1 protein-coding gene is annotated in these 266 nt (G+C 32.3%); it reads left to right on the forward strand.

The window, feature by feature from the left end:
• Positions 1 to 266: hypothetical protein (locus tag ACY2RW_RS16175; protein WP_490123766.1), on the forward strand; the 266-nt coding region annotated here is incomplete at both ends.

Raw genomic sequence — 266 nt, forward strand, 5'->3', positions numbered from 1 at the left:
TTCCTATATAGAAAACGAAGCAAACGATTTATTTGATATGAATATCATTTTTGATATGGGTAGAGACCACAATAAAAAATTAGGTCTTGCTGTAGGATATTTAGAGTACTTAGGTACCGATACTTATTCTAATGAGGAATTGAAAAAAGAGTTCTACAAATTAGGAATCAATTATTATGTGAGTGCTGGAGGAGATCAGACTTATGTGGGTATGAGCGGACTTAAAGAAAACTTTGCCAAAGGGTTAGAATTACTTGAACATCTAT

The organism is Polaribacter sp. 2305UL8-11, from assembly GCF_058147165.1.